Annotated in this window: 15 protein-coding genes; 9 read left to right on the plus strand and 6 right to left on the minus strand. The window is 70.7% G+C overall.

From position 1 onward, the window contains the following. Positions 1–179: 179 nt before the first annotated feature. The 3 genes from ACFY23_RS30660 to ACFY23_RS30670 are packed head-to-tail and all read left to right on the plus strand — an operon-like array spanning position 180 to position 3,913. Positions 180–2,021 carry an SCO2524 family protein gene (locus tag ACFY23_RS30660; protein WP_350678764.1) on the plus strand — a complete coding sequence of 614 codons (1,842 nt, stop codon included), beginning with the start codon at positions 180–182 and terminating at the stop codon, positions 2,019–2,021. Further along, positions 2,022–2,951, plus strand: coding sequence for an SCO2523 family variant P-loop protein (locus ACFY23_RS30665; RefSeq protein WP_350678766.1), 930 nt, complete (start codon positions 2,022–2,024; stop codon positions 2,949–2,951). It begins immediately after the preceding gene. Continuing rightward, complete coding sequence (locus ACFY23_RS30670; protein ID WP_350678768.1) at positions 2,936–3,913, plus strand: SCO2522 family protein; 978 nt, start codon at positions 2,936–2,938, stop codon at positions 3,911–3,913. The genes ACFY23_RS30665 and ACFY23_RS30670 overlap by 16 nt, the downstream gene beginning before the upstream one ends. A 6-nt stretch (positions 3,914–3,919) precedes the next feature. Here the strand turns inward: ACFY23_RS30670 and ACFY23_RS30675 are convergent, their stop codons facing one another. Next, the gene (locus ACFY23_RS30675) at positions 3,920–4,876 is read right to left on the minus strand and encodes an SCO2521 family protein (RefSeq protein ID WP_350678770.1); all 957 of its coding nucleotides are present in this window, start codon (positions 4,874–4,876) and stop codon (positions 3,920–3,922) included. Between the two features lie 301 nt (positions 4,877–5,177). Here ACFY23_RS30675 and ACFY23_RS30680 point away from each other — a divergent pair, with 301 nt between their 5' ends. The 5 genes from ACFY23_RS30680 to ACFY23_RS30700 all read left to right on the plus strand — a co-directional run bounded on the left by ACFY23_RS30680 (position 5,178) and on the right by ACFY23_RS30700 (position 12,560). Continuing rightward, the gene (locus ACFY23_RS30680) at positions 5,178–9,392 is read left to right on the plus strand and encodes a HEAT repeat domain-containing protein (RefSeq protein WP_350678772.1); all 4,215 of its coding nucleotides are present in this window, start codon (positions 5,178–5,180) and stop codon (positions 9,390–9,392) included. 140 nt (positions 9,393–9,532) lie between these two features. Next, on the plus strand, positions 9,533–11,341 hold the full coding sequence (locus tag ACFY23_RS30685; protein WP_350678774.1) for a RyR domain-containing protein: 1,809 nt from the start codon (positions 9,533–9,535) through the stop codon (positions 11,339–11,341). Then, positions 11,331–11,843 carry a hypothetical protein gene (locus ACFY23_RS30690; protein ID WP_350678776.1) on the plus strand — a complete coding sequence of 171 codons (513 nt, stop codon included), beginning with the start codon at positions 11,331–11,333 and terminating at the stop codon, positions 11,841–11,843. Before ACFY23_RS30685 ends, ACFY23_RS30690 begins: the two co-directional genes overlap by 11 nt. A 91-nt stretch (positions 11,844–11,934) precedes the next feature. Further along, positions 11,935–12,081 (plus strand): hypothetical protein, encoded by a 147-nt coding sequence (locus ACFY23_RS30695; RefSeq protein WP_350678778.1) that lies wholly within the window; start codon positions 11,935–11,937, stop codon positions 12,079–12,081. Positions 12,082–12,161: 80 nt separating this feature from the next. Continuing rightward, the gene (locus tag ACFY23_RS30700; protein WP_350678780.1) at positions 12,162–12,560 is read left to right on the plus strand and encodes a hypothetical protein; all 399 of its coding nucleotides are present in this window, start codon (positions 12,162–12,164) and stop codon (positions 12,558–12,560) included. A 443-nt stretch (positions 12,561–13,003) separates the two neighbouring features. On the opposite strand, the gene ACFY23_RS30705 is transcribed toward ACFY23_RS30700, so the two are convergent. Continuing rightward, positions 13,004–13,408, minus strand: coding sequence for a G5 domain-containing protein (locus ACFY23_RS30705; protein ID WP_350678782.1), 405 nt, complete (start codon positions 13,406–13,408; stop codon positions 13,004–13,006). An 888-nt stretch (positions 13,409–14,296) separates the two neighbouring features. Here ACFY23_RS30705 and ACFY23_RS30710 point away from each other — a divergent pair. Next, entirely contained in the window at positions 14,297–15,220 is a 924-nt protein-coding gene (locus ACFY23_RS30710; protein WP_350819533.1) for a hypothetical protein, read from the plus strand. 87 nt (positions 15,221–15,307) lie between these two features. Here the strand turns inward: ACFY23_RS30710 and ACFY23_RS30715 are convergent, their stop codons facing one another. The 4 genes from ACFY23_RS30715 to ACFY23_RS30730 form a co-directional block, all read right to left on the minus strand. Beyond that, on the minus strand, positions 15,308–16,702 hold the full coding sequence (locus tag ACFY23_RS30715) for a hypothetical protein (RefSeq protein ID WP_350678786.1): 1,395 nt from the start codon (positions 16,700–16,702) through the stop codon (positions 15,308–15,310). Further along, positions 16,699–17,205, minus strand: a complete 507-nt coding sequence (locus ACFY23_RS30720) for a SigE family RNA polymerase sigma factor (protein ID WP_350678788.1) — start codon at positions 17,203–17,205, stop codon at positions 16,699–16,701. The genes ACFY23_RS30715 and ACFY23_RS30720 overlap by 4 nt, the downstream gene beginning before the upstream one ends. 123 nt (positions 17,206–17,328) lie before the next feature. After that, a complete protein-coding gene (locus tag ACFY23_RS30725) occupies positions 17,329–17,955 on the minus strand; it encodes a response regulator transcription factor (protein WP_350678790.1) in 627 nt (208 codons plus the stop codon). Then, on the minus strand, positions 17,952–19,217 hold the full coding sequence (locus ACFY23_RS30730) for a histidine kinase (protein WP_350678792.1): 1,266 nt from the start codon (positions 19,215–19,217) through the stop codon (positions 17,952–17,954). The genes ACFY23_RS30725 and ACFY23_RS30730 overlap by 4 nt, the downstream gene beginning before the upstream one ends. Positions 19,218–19,224: the final 7 nt, after the last annotated feature.

Below are 19,224 nucleotides of genomic sequence, written 5' to 3' on the forward strand. Positions count from 1 at the left end.
GCATCCACACCGTGCCAGACGGATCGGGCTGCCGACACGCGGCCATCGAAGCTGTTCAAGCGGCACTCGACGGGCCCGCTACCATGTTGGTGCACGTCATTGTGGACCACCGTAGATCATCGTGTGAACGGCACCACCAGCAGTTTCGAGTCGACGACTACACCAGACGGCGGTGAATCGTGCGGATACAGCCACGCCAGGAGATCCTCGACATCTGGCGGGCCACGGTGCGTAGTTGCTGGCAGAACGGTGAATGGCACTGGGGTGGTCGAAGTGGCAGCAACTCGATCAGCGACGCGGAGCAACTACTGACCCTGCTGCTCCCGGCGGCCAGGGTTCCCGTGCTGTCGCTCGACGACCCGGATCGCACCGACGAAGAGGTGATCGAGGCGCTCAGCCCGATCGGCGGCGCGATCGAAATTCCCCGCCGGCTGGTCAGCGTGTTGATCGACTACTTCACGCGGTACACCGACGACGCCGGCACCCCTATCTTCAGCGGCGGAAGCTACCTCACCCCGTTGGATGGCGGCTCGGAGCTCACCGACGAGCAACGCTCCCTGGACATCGTCGACTCGTTCGCGGTGTCCGTCACGCTCACCCTGGCGACGATCGGCTTCGTCAAGGTCTACCGTGGCGCCACCAAGCGACGCGACCTGCTGACGCAACTGGACGCCCTGGAAGCGATGGCCAACGCGCGGCTCACCGCGGCCATGGTCGGCCTGCTCCGCAGCTTCAGTACCTTCGTCTTCACCTCCACCGACGAGTACGGCCTCCGGCTGTGCGACATGATCAACCAGGACGAGTTGCCGCGCCGCGAGGTCGTGGCCGCGCTGCGCGAACAGCTGCGCGAAACGATGGCCAGCCTGCGCAGCGTGGTCATCGGGTCGGGCCGGGTGACCGAGGACCTGGACAACAGCGAGATGCTGTTCGAGTGCGGCTGGTCGTGGGGGATCATCGCCGGGGCCGAGGAGGTCCCGACCACGGAGCCGATCGGCCTGCAGCGCGAGGGCTCGGCGGAGAACGCTCCCTACCTCTACTTCACGGTCATCGCGATGGACGCCATCGAGGACCTGAACTCCGAACGCACCCGCCTGCTCGGGTTGCTCAACGAGGAGCAGCAGCGGCTGTCTCGGGCACTGCAGCTGCGCTGGGAGCTGACCCGGACCTACTGGGCGACGGTGGCGACCTTCGGCAACCGGCGGCGGTGGCCCATCGAGGACATCCCCTGGCGGACGACCGACGGTGACCGGACCGACTACTACACCCTCCAGGCCACGTCGCTGGCGGTGAAGGGACTGATCGCCCGCGGGCGCGGCGCCGACGAGGAGCTCGGCCGGATCGCCTCGGTGCTTGTCGAGCTGGCGCAGCGGGCGCGGATCACCCGGCGCGCCTCGCCCGACGAGCCGGCGCTGCTCCTGCACGCGCCAGGCAAGCGGGTGACCCTGAACGACGACACGTCAAAGCCGATCATGACGTGGAACGTGAACGAGTACTCCACGGTGCTGCTCCAGCGGGCGGCCACCGTCGCCGGTCTGCTGAGCAACGCCCGGCGGCGCAGCGAGCTGCTCGAGCTGGCGGACGAGGTGTGGGATCACCTGCTGCTGCGGCGTATCCCCGACGGTCAGCACCGGGGCCTGTGGGATCACGCCGGCGGTGCTTTCCCCGGGCTGGCGCCGAAGCCGGACGCGCCCTCCTGGTACCTGACCGAGCGGGTGGTGGAGGCGCTGGTCAGCGCCGGTCAACTGCTCTGGGAGCGGCCGTTCCCGCGGGCTGGCCGGCTCGCCTCGTACGCGCAGGACCTCATCGACGAAGCGGAGTACCTCTTCGACCGGGAGCTGATGCGCGGCACGTTCGCCGGCGAGGCGATGCAGCGCAGCATGCGTAGCATCCGGGCCAGCCTGCGCCGGGCACAGCTGCTGGTGGACGAACGCCCCGGCACGGCGGCCGCCCTGGCAAACGCCCTGCTGCTGTTGCTCAACGACGTCGCCACCGGGCAGCAGAAAGCCAGCGAGGGGATCTGAATGCTGGTCTTCGTCACGTCGCACAAGGGCGGCACCGGGCGCTCGGTGACCGCGGCGAACATCGCCTACCGCAGCGCGTTGTCCGGCCGCCCCACCTGCTACCTGGACTACGATTTCGGCTCGCCGACGGCCGGCATCACGTTCCAGATCCCGCAGGCCGTCAACGGGGTGGAGGGCGCCGGGCCCAACGGCGGCGGCCTGCACCGGTATCTGCGTGGGGAGATCCCGTCTCCGGAGCAGTTGGACGTGTGGGGCACGTCGGAGCGGGCCAGCCTGCGCCAGCGGCCCATCGGGTCCGGTCCGCTGGTGCTCCTGCCCGGGCAGCGCAACGGCAGCGAGTTCGGTTTCACCAACGACATCGCCAAGCGCTGCGCCGAGCTCTTCCTTCGTCTGGAGGAGGAGTTCGACCTGACCCTGGTGGACCTCAGCGCCGGCCGGTCGTACGCCAGCCAGATCGCCCTGGCAGCCACCGCCACCCCGACCCTACGCAAGGTCACCGTTCGCTGGTTGGTCTTCCACCGGTGGACTCCCCAGCACGTCACCGCGGCTGCGGATCTGGCCTTCGAGGCAGGTGGGATCGTGGCCATGGGCAAGGAGTACGGTCACGAGCCGGACCGGCTGCGAGAGTCGCTGCGGTTCATCCGCACGGCGGTGATCGATTCACGCGGCCCCGAGGTCGGCTACCTCGACCTCGCGCAGCAGGCATTCCTGCGCAAGTGCGACGCGGAGCTGTCGGAGCTGGCCCGACGGCGGGGCGTCGGGCGCACCACGCTGTTCGGCACGGTGCCGCTGGACCCTCTGTTGCAGTGGCGGGAGCAGCTCATCTCGGACCACGACGTGCAAACCAAGATCGCGAACGTCAAGACCGTGGACGCCTTCGTGGATTTGACCGAGAAGCTCTTCGACGAGACGGCATGGGAGACCGTGTGATTGGCGTGGATGTCAGGTTCCAGGAGGCGGCTGCGGTGCGACGTACAGAGAGCGTGGCGTACTCGCACCTGTCGGTGGAGTTGGGGCACTTCTACGCGGAGGACTTCGGCGACGGGTGTCAGGAGCTGCGGCGCAAGTTCGAGCGGATCGCGGACTGGTCGGCCGCGATCCCGGCCCTGGCCCGACGAGGCCTGCCCCCACACCGGCAACCGCGGATCAGCACCTGCTTCATGGTGGACGATTACTTCCACCGCTTCGGTACCCCCCGCGAGGTGATCCCGCAGGTGCAGAGCGCCGCGGCGGAGCACGGCCTGATGGTGGACTACGTGGCCCGGGAATCCAGCTTCGCGCGGCACGACGGTGTCGAGCTGGCCCAGCTGGTGGTCGACACACTGGTGGTGGAACCGCCCCGGCACACCACCGGGAGTCGCCCACCGTTGAACGAGTCGGGTTGGCTGTCCAACGGTAAGCGGTCGCCTGGGCACGTCGACGCCCCGGCGATGACCCTGCCACGGCCGTGGTCCCCGCCGGTGCAGTCCGGCGACCCACAGCACTCCATCTTCGTCGACATCGAGCTGTGGTCCGACGAGCCGAACACCCGGGTGTGGGCTTGCGCGCTGCTCGCCTCGGTCTGGCAGTTGACCCGGCTGGGCGTGCTACGGCACCGGGGTGAGACGATCAGGCAGCCGTGCCGGCTCACCGGGGAGCTGCCCACCGACTGGGACGAACTGCCAGCGATCGTCCAGCTGAACCCGGTCGCCGCGCCGTTCTGCGCGTACCGCACGCTGACCCTCATGGACACCCAGTACCTGCCGGTGGAACTGGCCGTACGGACCATCCTCGGCCAGGTGGCCGTACCGTCGGCAGTCGCGCAGCAGGTCGCCAAGCGGGCCGGCGGCGAGGGCCTGCAACTGCCCAGCGAGCTGGTCGACCGGTTGAGCTACGTGTTCATCGGCGAGTGAGCGCGGTCAGCGGCCGCACGGCTGCTTGACCGCCACCCGGTCGGCCAGGTCGCGCAGCAGGGCCATGTTGTTCACGCTGATCTGATCCCGGATCCAGTTGACCGACGACTTCCACTGCCGGCTGAACCCGGGGACCTGCTCCAGCCGGTCCCAGATTGGCCGCAGCCGGGGGTGCACCCGAGCGCCAGGCAGCCACAGGTGCAGCAGGTGCTCCAGCACCGGCCGCAGCCGCTCGATGTGCTCCTGCCCGGAGGCTGGCCGGGTGACCGCGGCCTCGACCAGGGAGGACAGCATGGTCAGCAGCCAATCGTGCAGCGCGAGGTCTTCGCAGAGGCCGGCCACGGCGGCCGGCACGTCCTGCGGGCCGACCACGAGTTCGACCGTACGCAGCGTGGGGGAGTCCACGGTGACCACCGCCGAGACGTCCCGGCCCGGCTGCTGGCCGACCTGCGCGGTCCAGCGCAGCCGGGTGCGCGCCGCGCGCAGGGGCGGGTGCCGGTCCAGCAGGTCGGACATCTGCACGCCGTCGAGCACCCGGCCGGTGATCGCCTCCAGGTTCAGCACGTCCCCGTTGTTGCCGTGCAGGAAGCCCGCGGTCAGGTCCGCGGCGTCCAGCTTGCCGACCGTCTCAAGGACGCCGGGGTTGGCCAGATAGTGCGACCATGGCTGGCGGCGCTCTCCAGCGACGACCTGGATGACCGAGGAAGCCTGCACGATTCGGCCACCGGTGACGATGGCCCGGGTGACCACCGCACCCACCCCGCGCAGCTGGCGCTTCCTGGCGCTGGGCAGCCAGCAGTCCACGCCGGTGCGGACGTCGGGCGACACCGCGTAGAGCGAAGGGCGTCGCGAGGTCAGCACGACCTCACCCTCGACCAGGCCGAGCACCTCGGAGCTCTGCTCCTGGGTCAGCGCCGTGCTGTGCTGCAGCAGGCTGGTGTGCACCTCACCCACCGTGAGCATGACTTCCTCCGCATTGCCGGCACCGGTCCGCGGTCGCCCCGCGGAACGCGGTCCCATGGTGATTGACGTACGCCGCCGTGACCCGCACCGACACGGATCCGTGTGGGATTATCGAAACTCCTCGTCAGCGCGGGATTCGGCTCGCCCGGATCCGTATCCGTCCTGTCGTCATCATAGGCCCACCGTTGCCGGGATTCCCACGTATGGCGGGGGTTGCGAGTGTTTGCGGGGCAGGGGGATGTGAAGGCAGCTGATATTTTCATTGGTGCGGTCGCCAGCCACCCCCTGGAGTTTGCCGTTCATGAAGGTCTACATTTCAGCCACCCAAAAGGACCTGCTGGAATACCGAGCTGCCGTACACGTCGTGGCGCGTCGTCTCGAGATCGAGGACGTGGCCATGGAGGCGTACGGCGCCGACGTCCGGCCACCGCTGGAACGCTGCCTGACCGACGTGCGCCGGTGCGATCTCTACGTAGGGCTGTTCGCCTGGCGGTACGGGTTCCGGCCGCCCGGCCAGGATTCCTCCATCACCGAACTGGAGTACCGCGAGGCACTCGCGGCCGGAAAGCCCTGCCTGATCTTCCTGCTCGCCGAGGACACACCCTGGCCGGTCGACATGATCGACCGGGACGCCGACTGGCAGCAGATCGTCGCGCTGCGCCGGGAACTCAAGGAGCGCCACCTCTGTGCCTTCTTCTCCGGCGTGGACGACCTCGCCGCCAAGGTGACCGTGGCACTGGCCGAGGTGCGCAGCGGCCGATCCCCGGCGCGCGAGCCCGCCGACCCGGACACCCACCTGCCGGACGCCGTGCGCAGCCAGTACTACAAACAGTTGGCGCTGAGGTACCAGGCCATTCCGCTGGACGCGGTCTCACCACGCCCCACCATCGGCTACCTCACGGTCGGGTTGCCGAAGATGTTCGTGGAGCCGCGCGTACACGAGGACACCCGGCCGGAGATGCCACTGGCCTGGTGGCGTTGGGCCAGTTCCACGACGGACGGTGACGCCGGCGGGCTGCCCGGGGTGATCAACCCGGAGGAGGTGGAGCGGCTCTGGGAAGAATACGCGGCCAAAGACGCGCTGGCCCTGTTCGACGTGGTGTGCGATCCGGGCCGGCGAGCGATCGTGCTGCTCGGCGACCCCGGCTCCGGCAAGTCGGCGGCAGCGCGGTACCTGGCGCTGGCGCTGGCCGGGGTCTGCGCCGAGCCCCGGCTGGCGCCACTGGACCGGTACCTACCCGTCCTGATCGAGCTGCGCTCCTACGCCGCCCACTGCGGGGACGGGCGGTGCGACGGCCTGCTGGACTACGTGGGCCACCGCCACCAGCAGGGACTCGCCGGAATCGACCAGGGCGTACTGGAGGCGTACCTGCGTCAGGGCGGCCAGGCGCTGTTCCTGTTCGACGGCCTGGACGAGGTGTTCGACCCCGCGCAGCGGGAGGAGGTGGCCGCGCAGATCGCCACGTTCGCCAGCGAGTACCCGGGGGTGCGGACGATGGTCACCTCGCGGGCCGCCGGATATCTGCGGCACACCTTCGCCAACGCCGGCTTCGACCACTTCACGCTCGAGGATCTCGACGACGAGCGAATCGCCCGGTTCCTCGGCAACTGGTACCGCTACGTGATGCCCACACCGGCGGCCGAAGCGGACCGGCAGCGGCGACAGATTCTTGACGTGGTGCACAGGTCCCGAGCGATGCACGAGATCGCCGGCAACCCCCTGCTGCTGATGCTCATGGCGATCGTCGGCCGGGGCCACCCGCTGCCCCGCAACCGGCACCGGCTCTACGCGCACGTCACGGACGTACTGATCTCCGAGTGGGACGTGACCAAACAGCTACGGGAAAACCACGGCGACGTGCCGCTGCTGGACCTGCAGGCGAAGCGCCGGTTGGTGCGCCACCTGGCGTACTGGATGCAGTTCCGGGAGTCCGGCCCGGCCGGAAACTACATCGAATCCGACGAGCTGGCTCGCATCTTCCGGGACCACCTCGTCGCGTTCTACGGTTTCGAGAACGAGCGGGCGCTCTCCATGGCCTACTCGATGATCGAAAAATTGCGTCAGCGAAGCTTCATCCTGGAACGGTACGGACTGCGACTGTTCGGGTTCGTGCACCGCACGTTCCTGGAGTTCTTCTGCGCCGAGGAGATCGTGGACAGGTTCGAGCACGATCCGGACACCTGGGGCCTCGAGCAACTGCGCGCGCTGTTCCGGGAGCACTGGGCCGACCCGTCCTGGCGGGAGGTGCTTCGGCTGGTCGCCAGCGCGCTGCCCGCCCAGACCGCCAACGACCTGGTCATCCTGCTCGCCACCGAGGCCAACCAGCCCTGGCCGCCGCTGAACCTGACCGGCCCGCCATGGAACCTGGTGCTGGCCGCGCAGTGCGTGGCGGAGGCGCCGCAGCCCGCCGAGCTGGCCGGCGCCGGCGACGCGGTGCTGTGCCAGGTCGTGCGGCTGGTCGAACACGGCATCTCCGCCGACGACCCCAACCTGGTGGAGCTCACCGAGCAGGAGCTGCTGTCCTCGATCCGGGCGCTCGGACCGGGCTGGCCCGGCCGGGAAGCCTTCCTGCACTGGTACCGACGTCGCGGGGTGCGGACCAGCTGGCGCTCCGGCTCAGTATTCGCCACCCGGATCGCCGCGGCGCTCTCCACCGCCGAGGAGCAACTGGAGGAACTGCTGGTCCGGGAACTCGGGCAGGGCCGCGAGCGGCAGGCCCACCTCACCCTGGTCGCGGGGCTGGCCGAGACCGCCGGCCGGCTGGACACCACCAGTCGCGGCCGCCGCCGATGCCGCGACCTCCTGCTCGCCCAGGCACGGGCCGAGGTCTCCACCGCGGTGCGGCAGGCCGCCGTACGGGCTCTGGTCGCGCACTTCGGCGCCGACCCCGACCACGTCGACGTGCTGCGGGGCCTTGCCGACTCACCCGATCTCGCGGTGCGTGCGCTGGCCGTGCAGTCCCTCGGCGGCCGCACCGAGCTGTCCGAGGACGTCCGCCAGGTGCTGGCCAGGGCCACGGAAGACCCCGCCACCGCAGTGCGGCGGGCCGCCGCCGGAGTGCTCACCACGCGCTGCGCCGACCTGCCGGACGCACCCGAGACACTGCAGCGACTGCTGGCCACCGACACCGACCCCGGCGTAGTGCAGTGCGCGCTGGAGGGCTTGCTGACCCTGCCGGAGCACGCCGAAACCGCCCGCACCCGGGCCCTGCAACGGGTGACCGGCGACTCCCCGGACGAGGTGCGGCGCTGCGTGGTGACCGAGCTGCTGCCTGGTCGGTCCAGCCCGGAGAACACCGAACTGCTGCTGAAGCTGGCTTGCTCGGACACCTCCGCGCGGCTCCGCGCGGTCGCCGTGCAGCAACTGGCCCTCGTGTCCGACCCGGAGGGGCGCTGCCGAGCCCGGCTGGTCGACCAGATCGAGCAGGACGAGGACGCCTCCGTGCGTGCCGCCGCCGTGACCGCGCTGATCGACCGGGACCGGGCCGACGACACCGGATGGACCGTGGTGGCGCACGCGGCTCGAACCGACGAGGACGCGACGGTGCGCCTCGCCGCGGTGCGCGCGCTGGCTGAGGCCTACCCGGACCACCGCACCGGGGAACTGCTGCGGGAGAAAGCTCACCGCGACCCGACCGCGAGCGTCCGGCTCGCCGCCGTCGACCTGCTCACCGGCCGGCCGCTACTCGGCCACGCCACTCGTGATCTGCTCATCAGCCGCGCTACCCAGGAGCGGGACGCGATCGTCCGGTTGCGGGTCACCCTCCGCCTGACCCGCCTCGCCGACCCGCCCGACCCCGAGGTGCTGGAGTGCCTGGCCGAGCAGGTCAGCCGGGACCCCGACCCGAACGTGCTGCGCGCGGCCGCCCAGGCGCTCGCCCGCCACGGCGAGGCCGACGCCCTGGTGGAGACACTGTGCCGGCGGGCCCGCCGAGACAGCTACGTCGGCATCCGGCTGGCCGCCGTGCAGACCCTCTGCGCGTACGGGAGCCCCGACGTGGTGACCGACGTGCTGCTGGAGTGCGTCGAATCGGACACCGACCCCACCGTCTTCGACGCGGCGGTGTGCTGCCTGACCGAGCAGGGCTCGGCATCCATGGCGGTGACACTGCGGCTCCTGCGCCGCCTGGCAGACCAGGATCCGGCGATCCGCGCCCGCATCGCCGCCGCGCTCGGCGCGCACTTCGGAGCCGACCCGGAAGTCCGGGTGCTGCTGGTGGGGCTGGTCCGCGACGACCCGGACCTCGAGGTCCGGCGCCGGGCCGTGGAACAGTTGGGAGCCACGCTGGCCGGCCGGGTGGGGATACAGGAGTTGCTGCTACGGCTGGCAGACGACGACGACTGGGAGATCCGCCGCACCGCGCTGCTCGGGCTGACCCGCCACTACTGTCGGGACACCCGGACCCGGGCTGTGCTCGTGCGGCTCGCCTGCCAGGAGGACGACGGCACCGTACGGCGGCTGGCCGGGCAACTGCTCGCCGCGCTGCCCGACACCAAGCCCGACGACTTCCTGTGACCGGGCAGGACCGGACGCCCGGACGGGCGGTGCCGTCGCCCGTGAGCAGGTCGAGCCGGACGGTGCACCGAGCTGGCAGCGGGGAGGCGGGTGCGCGCCGAGCACGTTCCTGATCGACCTCGTCAAATATCATGACGGTCATGACAGACCCGGCCGCCGGCTCGCACCGCCTGGTCGAATGGTGGCTTCGAGTCGTGTTCGGAGTCATCGGACTGGCCGCCTTCATACTCGGCTACATCGGCTTCGAGCGCCTGCTCCGGGCCCGGCCGGACACCGCGCACGACCCGTACGACGTGCTCTACTACGATCTGCAACTCTTCGTCTTCGGCGCCGAACCCTTCCAGAACGCCGGACCCTATCCGTGGCAACTGCAGGTCGCCCGGTTCGCCGCCCCGCTGTTCACCCTCCTCGCCATGGCCGAGGCCAGCCGGCTGCTGCTGGCCGCCGAGAGCCGCCGCCTGCGGGCCCGGCGAGCCCGTGGCCACGTCCTGGTCTGCGGCGACTCCCAGTTCGCCCACATGCTCGCCGACCGGCTCTTCGCCGACGGCGAACGCGTGGTCGTGGTGCGATCCGAACCGTTCGGACCGCTCGAGTACCGCTTACGCCGGTATCTTGGCGTCATCGGCGACCCGGCCAACCCGCAGGTGTTGCGCGGCGCCGGCCTGCCCCGAGCCCACACCATCTACGCCTGCAGCGAGGACGACGACCGCAACCACGCGATCGCCAACACCGCCAGCCGACTCGTCCAGGACCGACGGCAACCACCTCGGGTCTACGTCCTGGTCCACGACTCCGAGATGTGCCTGTCACTACAAGCCCGACGGCTCGGTGCCGCCGGATCCAGCCGGCTGCGGCTGGACTACTTCCACGTCGACGACGTCGCCGCCCGCGCACTGCACCGGCACCACCCGCTGCCACACGCGACCGGCCGGCCCACCAAGGTCCTCATCGCCGGCACCGGCGCCTTCCGCCGAGCCCTCCTGGTGGAAACCGCTCGGCACTGGCGGGCGCGCCCGGCCGACACCCCTCCCGGCCACGTCGCGCCACCCCTGCGGGTGGACCTCGTGGCCCCGGACGCCAGCACCGAACTCGCGGTCGCGACGTCCCGCTACCCGTTCCTGACCACCGTCTGCCAGCTCACCGCGTACAACCTGGACCTCGACGGCCTCGTCGGGCTCGACCAGCTCGACCGCGACCACTACGACCGCATCTACGTCTGCGCGCCGGACGAGACCAGCGGCCTGCAGTTCGTGCTGGACACGCCCGCCCTCTGGCGGAGCGCCGAGAGCTCCGTCTTCGTGCCGGTCTACCAGCAGGCAGCGCTCGCCGCCGCCTTCCACGGCGACTCCCACCACGACCTGCTCGACGAGGTGCACGGCAAGCTCCGCCTCTATCCGGTGCTGACCCGCGCCTGCGACGCCCGGTTGATCGCCGAGGACCTCACCGAGCGGCTGGCCCGGCTGATCCACGAGCGGTACCTCCAGGCCCAGCAGCGTGCCGGGGTACGCCCCGACGACGCGCCGGCCATGGTGGACTGGTCGCGGCTGCCCGAGTCGCTGCGGCGGGCCAACCGGGCCCACGTCCAGGACATCGCCGCGAAGTTGTTGAATCTCGGGTGCGTCGTGGCGCCCCGGCGCGGCGGCACCGGCGACGCCTTCGCCGCCGGGCAGGTCATCGACGACCGGATCGAGGAACTCGCCCGCCTCGAGCACGAACGGTGGTGCCGGGAACGGCGGGGGGAGGGCTGGACGTACGGCGAGCCCCGCGACGACGTCCGGCGGCGGCATCCCGCCCTGCGGCCGTGGGACGAACTGCCCCCCGACGTCCAGGAGCAGAACCGCGAGGAGATCCGGGCGCTGCCCGACGTGCTGTCCGACAGCGGGTTCGAGCTGATCCGGCTGGCACCCGCGGTGCCCGCGCAGCGGAGAGGACCGGGGAATGCCGGCTGATCCCGCACCGGTGCGCGTCGGCATCACCGGGCACATCAACCTGACCCGCGACACCGAGTTGCTCGTCGCTGACGCGCTCCGCGTCGAGTTGCGCCGGATCAGCGACCGGCCGGTGCACGGCGTCACCTGCCTGGCGGCCGGTGCGGATCAGGTCTTCGTGCGCACGATTCTCGACATGGGCGGCACGTACGAGGTGATCCTCCCGGCCCGCGACTACCGGACCGCCGCGATCGGCCCGGACAACCGGACGGCCTTCGATGAGCTGCTTGCCCGGGCGGCGGCGGTCGTCCACACCGGCTACGACCGCTCGAACACCGCCGCCTATGTGGCCGCCAACCGGGAACTGGTGCGACGGGTACAGCGACTCGTGGCGGTGTGGGACGGCGAACCTGGCTGCCACGCGGCGTCGACGGACCGGACCGTCGACTGGGCGCGGCACCACGGCATTCCGACCACGATCGTCTGGCCCGTCGGCGCCCGCCGGACGGCCCCCGGGGACTGACGGGCAGCAACGGGCGGCCGCCTGCGACGAAAGCTAAATGGTGGTGCGTTGGGCCGGCAGAGGGCCTTGGCGACCGTCGTAGTTCGGGTCGGTGATCGTGCTGGTCACGGTGCTGGCGGTGCCGGTGTGGTTGCGGCGGATCACGGCAAGCGGAAATCGGCTGATCATCAAAAACAAGCCGGGCCGATCGGTCAGCCATCACCGTCTGCTTGGGCAGGCCGATCACAGACCGTCATGAGTAGCGTCCTGATTGACGACACCGACCGATGCCCCGAAATTTGTACGGGGTAGGTAGTCGTAAGGAAGGTGAGTTGGAGCATGAAAAGACAAGTGTCGGCGCTGGTGGCAGGTGTCGCATGCCTCGTTGCGGTCCTGATGTTTCCCACTCCTGCCTCAGCCGCTGTCTCGGATATCGAGATTGCCCCGACAGCACAAGTCAGTTCCCAAGGGGCCTTCGTAACCGTCTCGGTCACCTATCAGTGCACCCCCTCTGAACCCGCGAACATCGAGGTCTACGTCGCGCAGGCCAGAGGGACTCAACTCGTAGAGGGATTTGGCTTCCTCTTCAGCATTTGCAACTCTCCCACGCAGACATCCCAGATCCTTGTGCAGTCGCGGAGCGGCATGCCCTACCACCCGGGCAAGGCCGTGGCCACAGCTTCGGATCTCGACGGCGGTGATTTCACCGGTCCGGTGGAAATTCGCCTCGTTCGTTGATCGACGGATCCCGAGAAAGCCCGCTTTTGCATTCCAGTCGAGACGGCGGCCTCCCGACCTGAATTGGGAGGCCGCCCCACCGCCTCCGAACAGAAGGTTGCCGGTCAGGTGCTGCGCCCCCTGGTCCCGGCGTTGCTGGATCATTCGGGTGATCCGGTCGCGTAGGTCGGACGCCCCGTCGCTGACAGACACCGATGTGACCGCGTGGAGCCCTTGGTCGTACGTCGCCTGCTCGTCACCGCCTGTGAAGGAGGCAGCGACGGCATCAGCCACACTGCTCGATCTCGTCGAGATCCGGATGGCTCGAGGCGATCTGGAGAACGGACGGCAACTGTCGTGGCCGCCTGCTCCGCGCCGAACACGACGGCCCCTGCTCCCACCGACGGCGCCGCTGACGTGGCCGTCCTCGATGCCTGCCCTGCCGCCGGTTCAGCTCCCTGGCTTCAGTCGCAGCCGATGCCGTCCCCGTCATTGTCGAGCTCGTAGATGTCGTGACCCACCACCCGGACCGGTCCATCGACGTAGGCCGGACCGTTGCCGCTGCCGCCGGCGCAGTCGACGTCACTTGCGACGGGCACGCACGCCCCGCTGTAATTCGGGTCGCACGTCCGGGTCTCCTTGGTGCCGACCCTGACCACCTGCGTGACCGGCGCCTTGGTGATCTCCGACTTGATCAGCTTCTTTGCCGTCTGCACGCCGTCGGTGACGGTGACCTGGTAGGTGAGCGTCCTGACGCCGACGACTCCCCGGGTGGTCACCTTCCTGGTCCCCTTCGGGAGGGAGGAGTCGCGGATCGTCCTGGTCTGGTAGGCGATCCTCTGCGTCTCGGTGTCCGTGCGTGTCTGCACCACCGGCGATGCGGACGCCGTCGGTTCCGCTGCCTCGGTTGGCGTAGCCTGCGGGGTGGACGTCTGCTCCGTCGCGGCCGGGGAGGCATGGTCGGAAGCCGCCACGGTTGGGATGGACTCGGCGGCCGGCTGCTTCTGGCCCTGCGAGTCGGGCGGGGGCGCGACGGCCGCCGTGATGGCGGCTCCTCCGCAGCACAGGAGCACCAACGTGACGGCGCTGATCAGCACGACCTTCACGGTGTTGGGGCGCTTTCGTGACGGCTGCAGGGCCCAGCCCCCGGGCGCCGCGGGGAACTGAGCGGTCGGGTACGGCGGGGTCCTGCCGTCGGATCCGGGCGGTGGCACGTAGGGAGGGGGCGGAGGCGGGGGCTGCCCGCGCCACGGGTCCTGCGGAGGCTCGTACGTCACGGCTGAAAGTGTCCTGAACAGGGCCAACGCGCATCACCGGCCGGTCAGCCACGTTCCGTATCAGTCTCGGGGATGGAGCGCCATTCGTTCGTCCGTCCGTCTGGCCCCGCCAGGTGGAGATATCCGTCGATCATCGCCCTGCGGCACGCCGCAGGCCGCGAGCGGCCGACTATCCGGCTCATTAAGGACGACCAGAAGCTGGCTACCTGGGGAGACGGCTCCGGACGACAGGCTGACGGACGGCCGGGCACCGGAGCCTACGGTCGGTCGATGGGCTTCTCCATCAAGCTGGCACCCGGCGTACGCATCCGCGCGTCGTCGCGAGGTATCCGTACCAGTCTCGGCCCGCGGGTTGCCCGGGTTCATGTCGGCGCCGGTCGCACCGGATTCTCCAGCGGCGTCGGGCCTGTCGGCTTCTACACCTCCATCGGGGGTGGTCGGCGGGGCGGTCGCTCCGGTGGCCGGTCTCCGTCTGCTGCCGTGTACCAGCGGCAGGTCGCTGCCCAGCAGCGCCAGGCGGCGCAGGCGCAGCGCGCCGAGGAGGCGCGACAGTTGGCTCAGGCGTTCCTGCGAATTCTCGAGCTGCACCGCGTGGATTTTCCCGCCGCCACCCCGCCGATCGCGCCGCAGCCGGCCGCTCCCGATCGCGCCACCATCTACAAGCACTATGAGCAGCACGCCCTCGCCGGGGTCGGGATTTTCGAGCGCAGCAGGCGGTCCCAGGCCAAGCAGCAGGCGGCCCAGTGGGCGGAGGCCGAGGTGCGGCGGCAGTGGACCACCAGGTGCGAGCAGCAGGCAGCCTGGCAGCAGCACCTCGACCAGCGCTGGCGCCAACTGTGCGCCAACGACCCGGAGGTGGTGCTGGAGACGCTGGAGGAGGCATTCGACGACAACGAGGCTCCGAGCGCCGCCGTCGGGGTCGTCGACGGCGAGGTCTCCCTCGCGGTGCTCGTGCCCGGCGTCGACCAGGTTGTGCCCGAACGGATGCCCACGACCACCCAGGCCGGCAATCTGTCGCTGCGGAAGCTCCCGCAGCGCGATTGCGCCGGCTACTACCAGCAGTTCGTGTGCGGCCAGGTACTCGTCACGATCCGGGAGGCATTCGCTGTGGCACCTGGCCTCCGGTCCGCACGGGTCGCCGTTCTGCGACATGACGGCGTGGACAGCTACGGCCGGCCCCGAGCGTCTTGCGTCCTGGCTGTCAGGTTCGACCGGCAAGCCCTGGCCGGAGTGCGGTGGGAGGTGGCCGACGCGGTGGCCATCGTCCACGACGCCGGCGGCGAACTGCTGCTCAACCAGCGAGCCCGCACCGGCGAACTGCAACCCCTCGACCTCGCCGCGGAGCCGGCACTCGCCGCACTCGTCAGCGCCGTCGACCTCGCCGAACTCGCTGGAGTCCAGTAGGCGGCAGGTGCCGTCGCACGCCGACTCATGAAGATCGCCGTACGTGTGGCGAGGAGACCGTGGTGCCGTTGTCGCGGATGTCTCTGATCACGTCTCAGCTGAGCGGCTTTCGACTTCTGGTCGTCTGGGACGAGTCGAGCGGCGTATCCGGCGCCACAGCAGGAACGCGGCGCCGAGGACGACGACGCCGATCACGGCGTTCACGAGCATCGGCCAGGGGCCGCGCTGCGGGCGACCGGCGCTGCGGACGGTGAGTTCGGGCAGCAGACCGGTGGCGACGTGCAGGTCGAAGACCTGACAGGTCTGCGTGCCCAGCTCGCAGGTGCTGCCGGTGTCGAAGCGGGACAGCGTCCGGCGGGTGCCGGTACCGAGCTGCACCTCCGCGATCGACGCGTGGCCCTCGGCGTTGATGGTCGCGACGACCACACTGCCCGCCGAGCGCCAACCGAGCAGCTGCACGACATCCTGGACCCGTGACGGTGATGTGTCGGCCCCTGTGACGGGCACGAAGTCGACGTCGCCGACCTTGTGCAGGAAGGTCCCGTGGCGGCCGGTGTCGCCGCCGGTGCTGCCGTTGAACGGCCCCTCCAAGATCCAGGGCACGGTGGCGAGGAACCTGCCGTCCGGCGACCAGCCGACCTCCGCGGCCAGCTCGCGTCCGGCCGGGATGTCGACGCTGCCGGTCTCGCGGCCGTCGAGGTCGATCAGGTGGGCCTTTTGGCCGACCTGCACGGCAAGGCGGCGACTGTCCGGCGCGAACGCCGCCGTCCACGCCGGTCTGATCGCCGGTACCTCGGTGCTGCGCCCGGTCGACAGGTCGAGCAGCCGCAGCGTGCCGGTGCGGGCCACCTCGGCCTCGACCACGTTGACGGTGCCGAACTCGCCGGAGCGGGTGAGGGGCGCGGCGCTGTACGCGACGTGGCGGCCGTCGGGGGACCAGGCCAGCAGGCGCACGCCGACCGGGTCGACGAGGGGGATCGATCGGCGCTTGCCGGTGGCCAGCTCGACGAGGACCAGGTCGGCGGTCGCGCCGCGATCGTCGCCGGCCAGCACGCGGGTGCCGTCCGGGGCGAGCAGCGCCGTCGGGCGGCCCCGCTCCTCGAGGGCGTCGACGCGCCGGTAGGTGTCCCCGTCGGCCCCGACGACCAGCGACTGGAACATGTTGAACGTCTCGCCGTTGCCGTACCCGTAGAGGGCGATCGCGCGGCCTGGCGGAGCCTTCGTGACGGTGCTGGTGAACATCGAGTACCCGGCGAAGCTCTCAGGCAGGCTCGGTGCCGTCGACGGGGCCGCTGTCCGGACGGGAAGCGGGACGCCGGGCACGACCAGGACGGCGAGGAGGAGCACCACGACCGTCCATACGGCGGCGGCGCCGACCCGCCGGCGGCGCACCGACCGGCGGCCCCGGGTGAGCACGGTGTCCAGGTAGCCGGGCGGCAACGGAGGCGGATCGTCCGGCAGGGTAGCGAAAAGTTCTCTCACGGCGTGTCCGCCCCTCCCGGCACGTAGTTCGGCAGCAGGCGGCGCAGCGCCGCGATGGCAAACGAGGTCTGGCTCTTGACGGTCCCGGTCGAGCAGCCCAGCGCCACCGCGGTCTGCGCGACGTCGAGGTCCTCCCAGTAGCGCAGGACCAGCACCGCGCGCTGCCCGCGGGACAGCTTCGCGAGCGCGGTCAGCAGGTCGACGCGGTGTTCGGCGTCGGCCAGCGGCGCCGTCGAGGGCTCGATCACGTCGGCCACGGGCCGGACCCGGCGGGCCCACGACCGCTCCCGCTCGGCCAGGTAGGCGTGGACCAGCATCGACCGGACGTAGGCGTCGAGCGAGTCCGCTGCCGACGCCTTCCGCCAGTGCCGGTACAGCGCGACGAGGCACTCCTGCACCAGGTCGTCGGCGGCCGGCCACTGCCCGCACAGCCGGTACGCCAGCCGTCGCAGCCACGGCATGCGCGCCTGCACGTACTCGACGTACTCTCGTTCACTTCGCAACCCGGCCTCCCACCACACTATGAGTGGCCCGGGACCCACTTCGGTTGTGGCGGACTGTCATCGACGTCGCATGGTGGTCGCAGGCGGGCTGATCCAGCCAAACCGATCCGAGTCGTGGACGGCTCAGGCGTCGCGGGCGAACAGGGCCAGGCGTACCCGGTTGGGGCTGCTGGTCTTGGTCATCAGGCTGGTGATGTGGGTCTTGACCGTGGTGACGCCGATGTGGAGCCGTTCGGCGATCTCCGTGTTGGACAGCCCCTCGGCGACCAGGTGCAGCACGTCCTGCTCCCGGGCGGTCAGCCCCTCGACCGGGCGACGCGTCTCGGCGCGGGCGTGCACCGCGCGTCGCACGAGGCGCCGCAGCACCTCCTGGCTGAACGGGCTGTCACCGGCGGCGGCCCGGCGGATGCCGTCCAGCAGGTCGGTGGGGGGTGCGTCCTTGAGCAGGAATCCGCAGGCGCCGGCGGTCAGGGCCGGATAGAGGTGGTCGTCGTCACCGAACGTGGTCAGCACCACGACGCGGGTGCCGGGACGGTCGGCGAGGATGCGGCTGGTCGCGGTGATCCCGTCGACGCCGGGCATGCGCAGGTCCATGACGACGACGTCGGGGACGAGCCGCGCGGCGAGAGAGATCGCGTCGCGGCCGTTGTCGACCTCGCCGACGACCTCGATGTCGGGCTGGGCGTCACAGAGCATACGCAGGCCCGCGCGGATGAGGTGCTGGTCGTCGACCAGCAGGACGCGGATCATGCCGGCTCCGTCGGGCGTGGCCCCACCGGGGTGTCGCGGTCGTGCGGCGCCGACGAGGCCGGCGTGGCGGCGGGGGAGCGGGGGGCGGGCGCCGGCGCGGTGGCCGGGAGGACGGTACGCACCCGCCAGCCCGCGCCCGTCGGCCCGGCCTCCAGTTGCCCGCCGAGGACCTCGACGCGTTCGCGCATGCCGGTGATGCCATGGCCTCCGGTGGACGGCACCGACGTCGGCACCCACCCGCCACCGTCGTCCGACACCTCCCAGTGGACGGCCCCGTCGACCACGCTGACCGACAACCGGGCCAGGGCGGACGTGCCCGCGTGCTTGGCCACGTTGGTCAACGCCTCCTGGGTCAGGCGCAACACCGCCAGACCCCGCACGGCGTCGAGCGAACCGATCGCCGGGTCGATGTCCGCCTCCACGGTCACGCCAGCCTGGCGGGCCCGGTCGACGGCCGCCCCGAGGGCCGCCGGCAGCGCCGACGGCTCGATCGCGGTCAGGGCCGCGTCGCCGCGTACGCCGTCGGGGTCGCGCAGGACCGCGACCAGCCGGCGCAGGTCGGTCAGGGCAGCGGTCCCCGTGCCGTGCACGTCGTCGAACACCTCGTGCACCCGCGGATCCAGGTCGGTCAGGACGTGCCGGGCCACGCCGACCCGCAGCACCATCGACGCCACGTGGTGCGCGACCACGTCGTGCAGTTCCCGGGCGATGGCGCTGCGTTCGTCGGCGCGGGCGGCGCGGCTCTCCGACTCGCGCCGGCGCTGCTCCGCCGCCGCCCGCTCCTGCGCCTGCCCGGCGAGTTCCCGGGTGGTCCGGATGACCAGGCCGAGCAGGAGCGGGACGCCGACCTCCACCAGCAGCCCGAAGACACCGGAGAGGACCCGTCGGAACGGGTCGCCGATCGAGTCGGTCAGGTCGACCATGGTCAGCAGCCCGGCGGCCAGCCAGATGGTGCGCGGTCGGCGCGCCCGCATGGTCAGCTCGAGCAACGCCCAGCTGGCGCCCACCTGGTTGATCGTCACGTCCTCGAGCAGAGGGACCGCCACCGCCAGCAGCGCGGTCTGCGCCACCAGGCTCACCAGGGGCCGGCGGTGCAGCACCAGCGCGACGGCGAACGCGGCCACGGCCAGGACCCACTGCATGGCAGTCGGCGGGTGCCCGTCGGCCGGGCCGAAAACCAGGTAGCCGATGCCGCTCAGGTCGAGTAGCACCATCCGCACGAGCGTGTCGCGCGCGTCGAACAGCCGCCCCACCCACCCCACGGCGTCA

The sequence above is a fragment of the Micromonospora sp. NPDC000121 genome (assembly GCF_042899165.1).
GTDB lineage: Bacteria > Actinomycetota > Actinomycetes > Mycobacteriales > Micromonosporaceae > Micromonospora.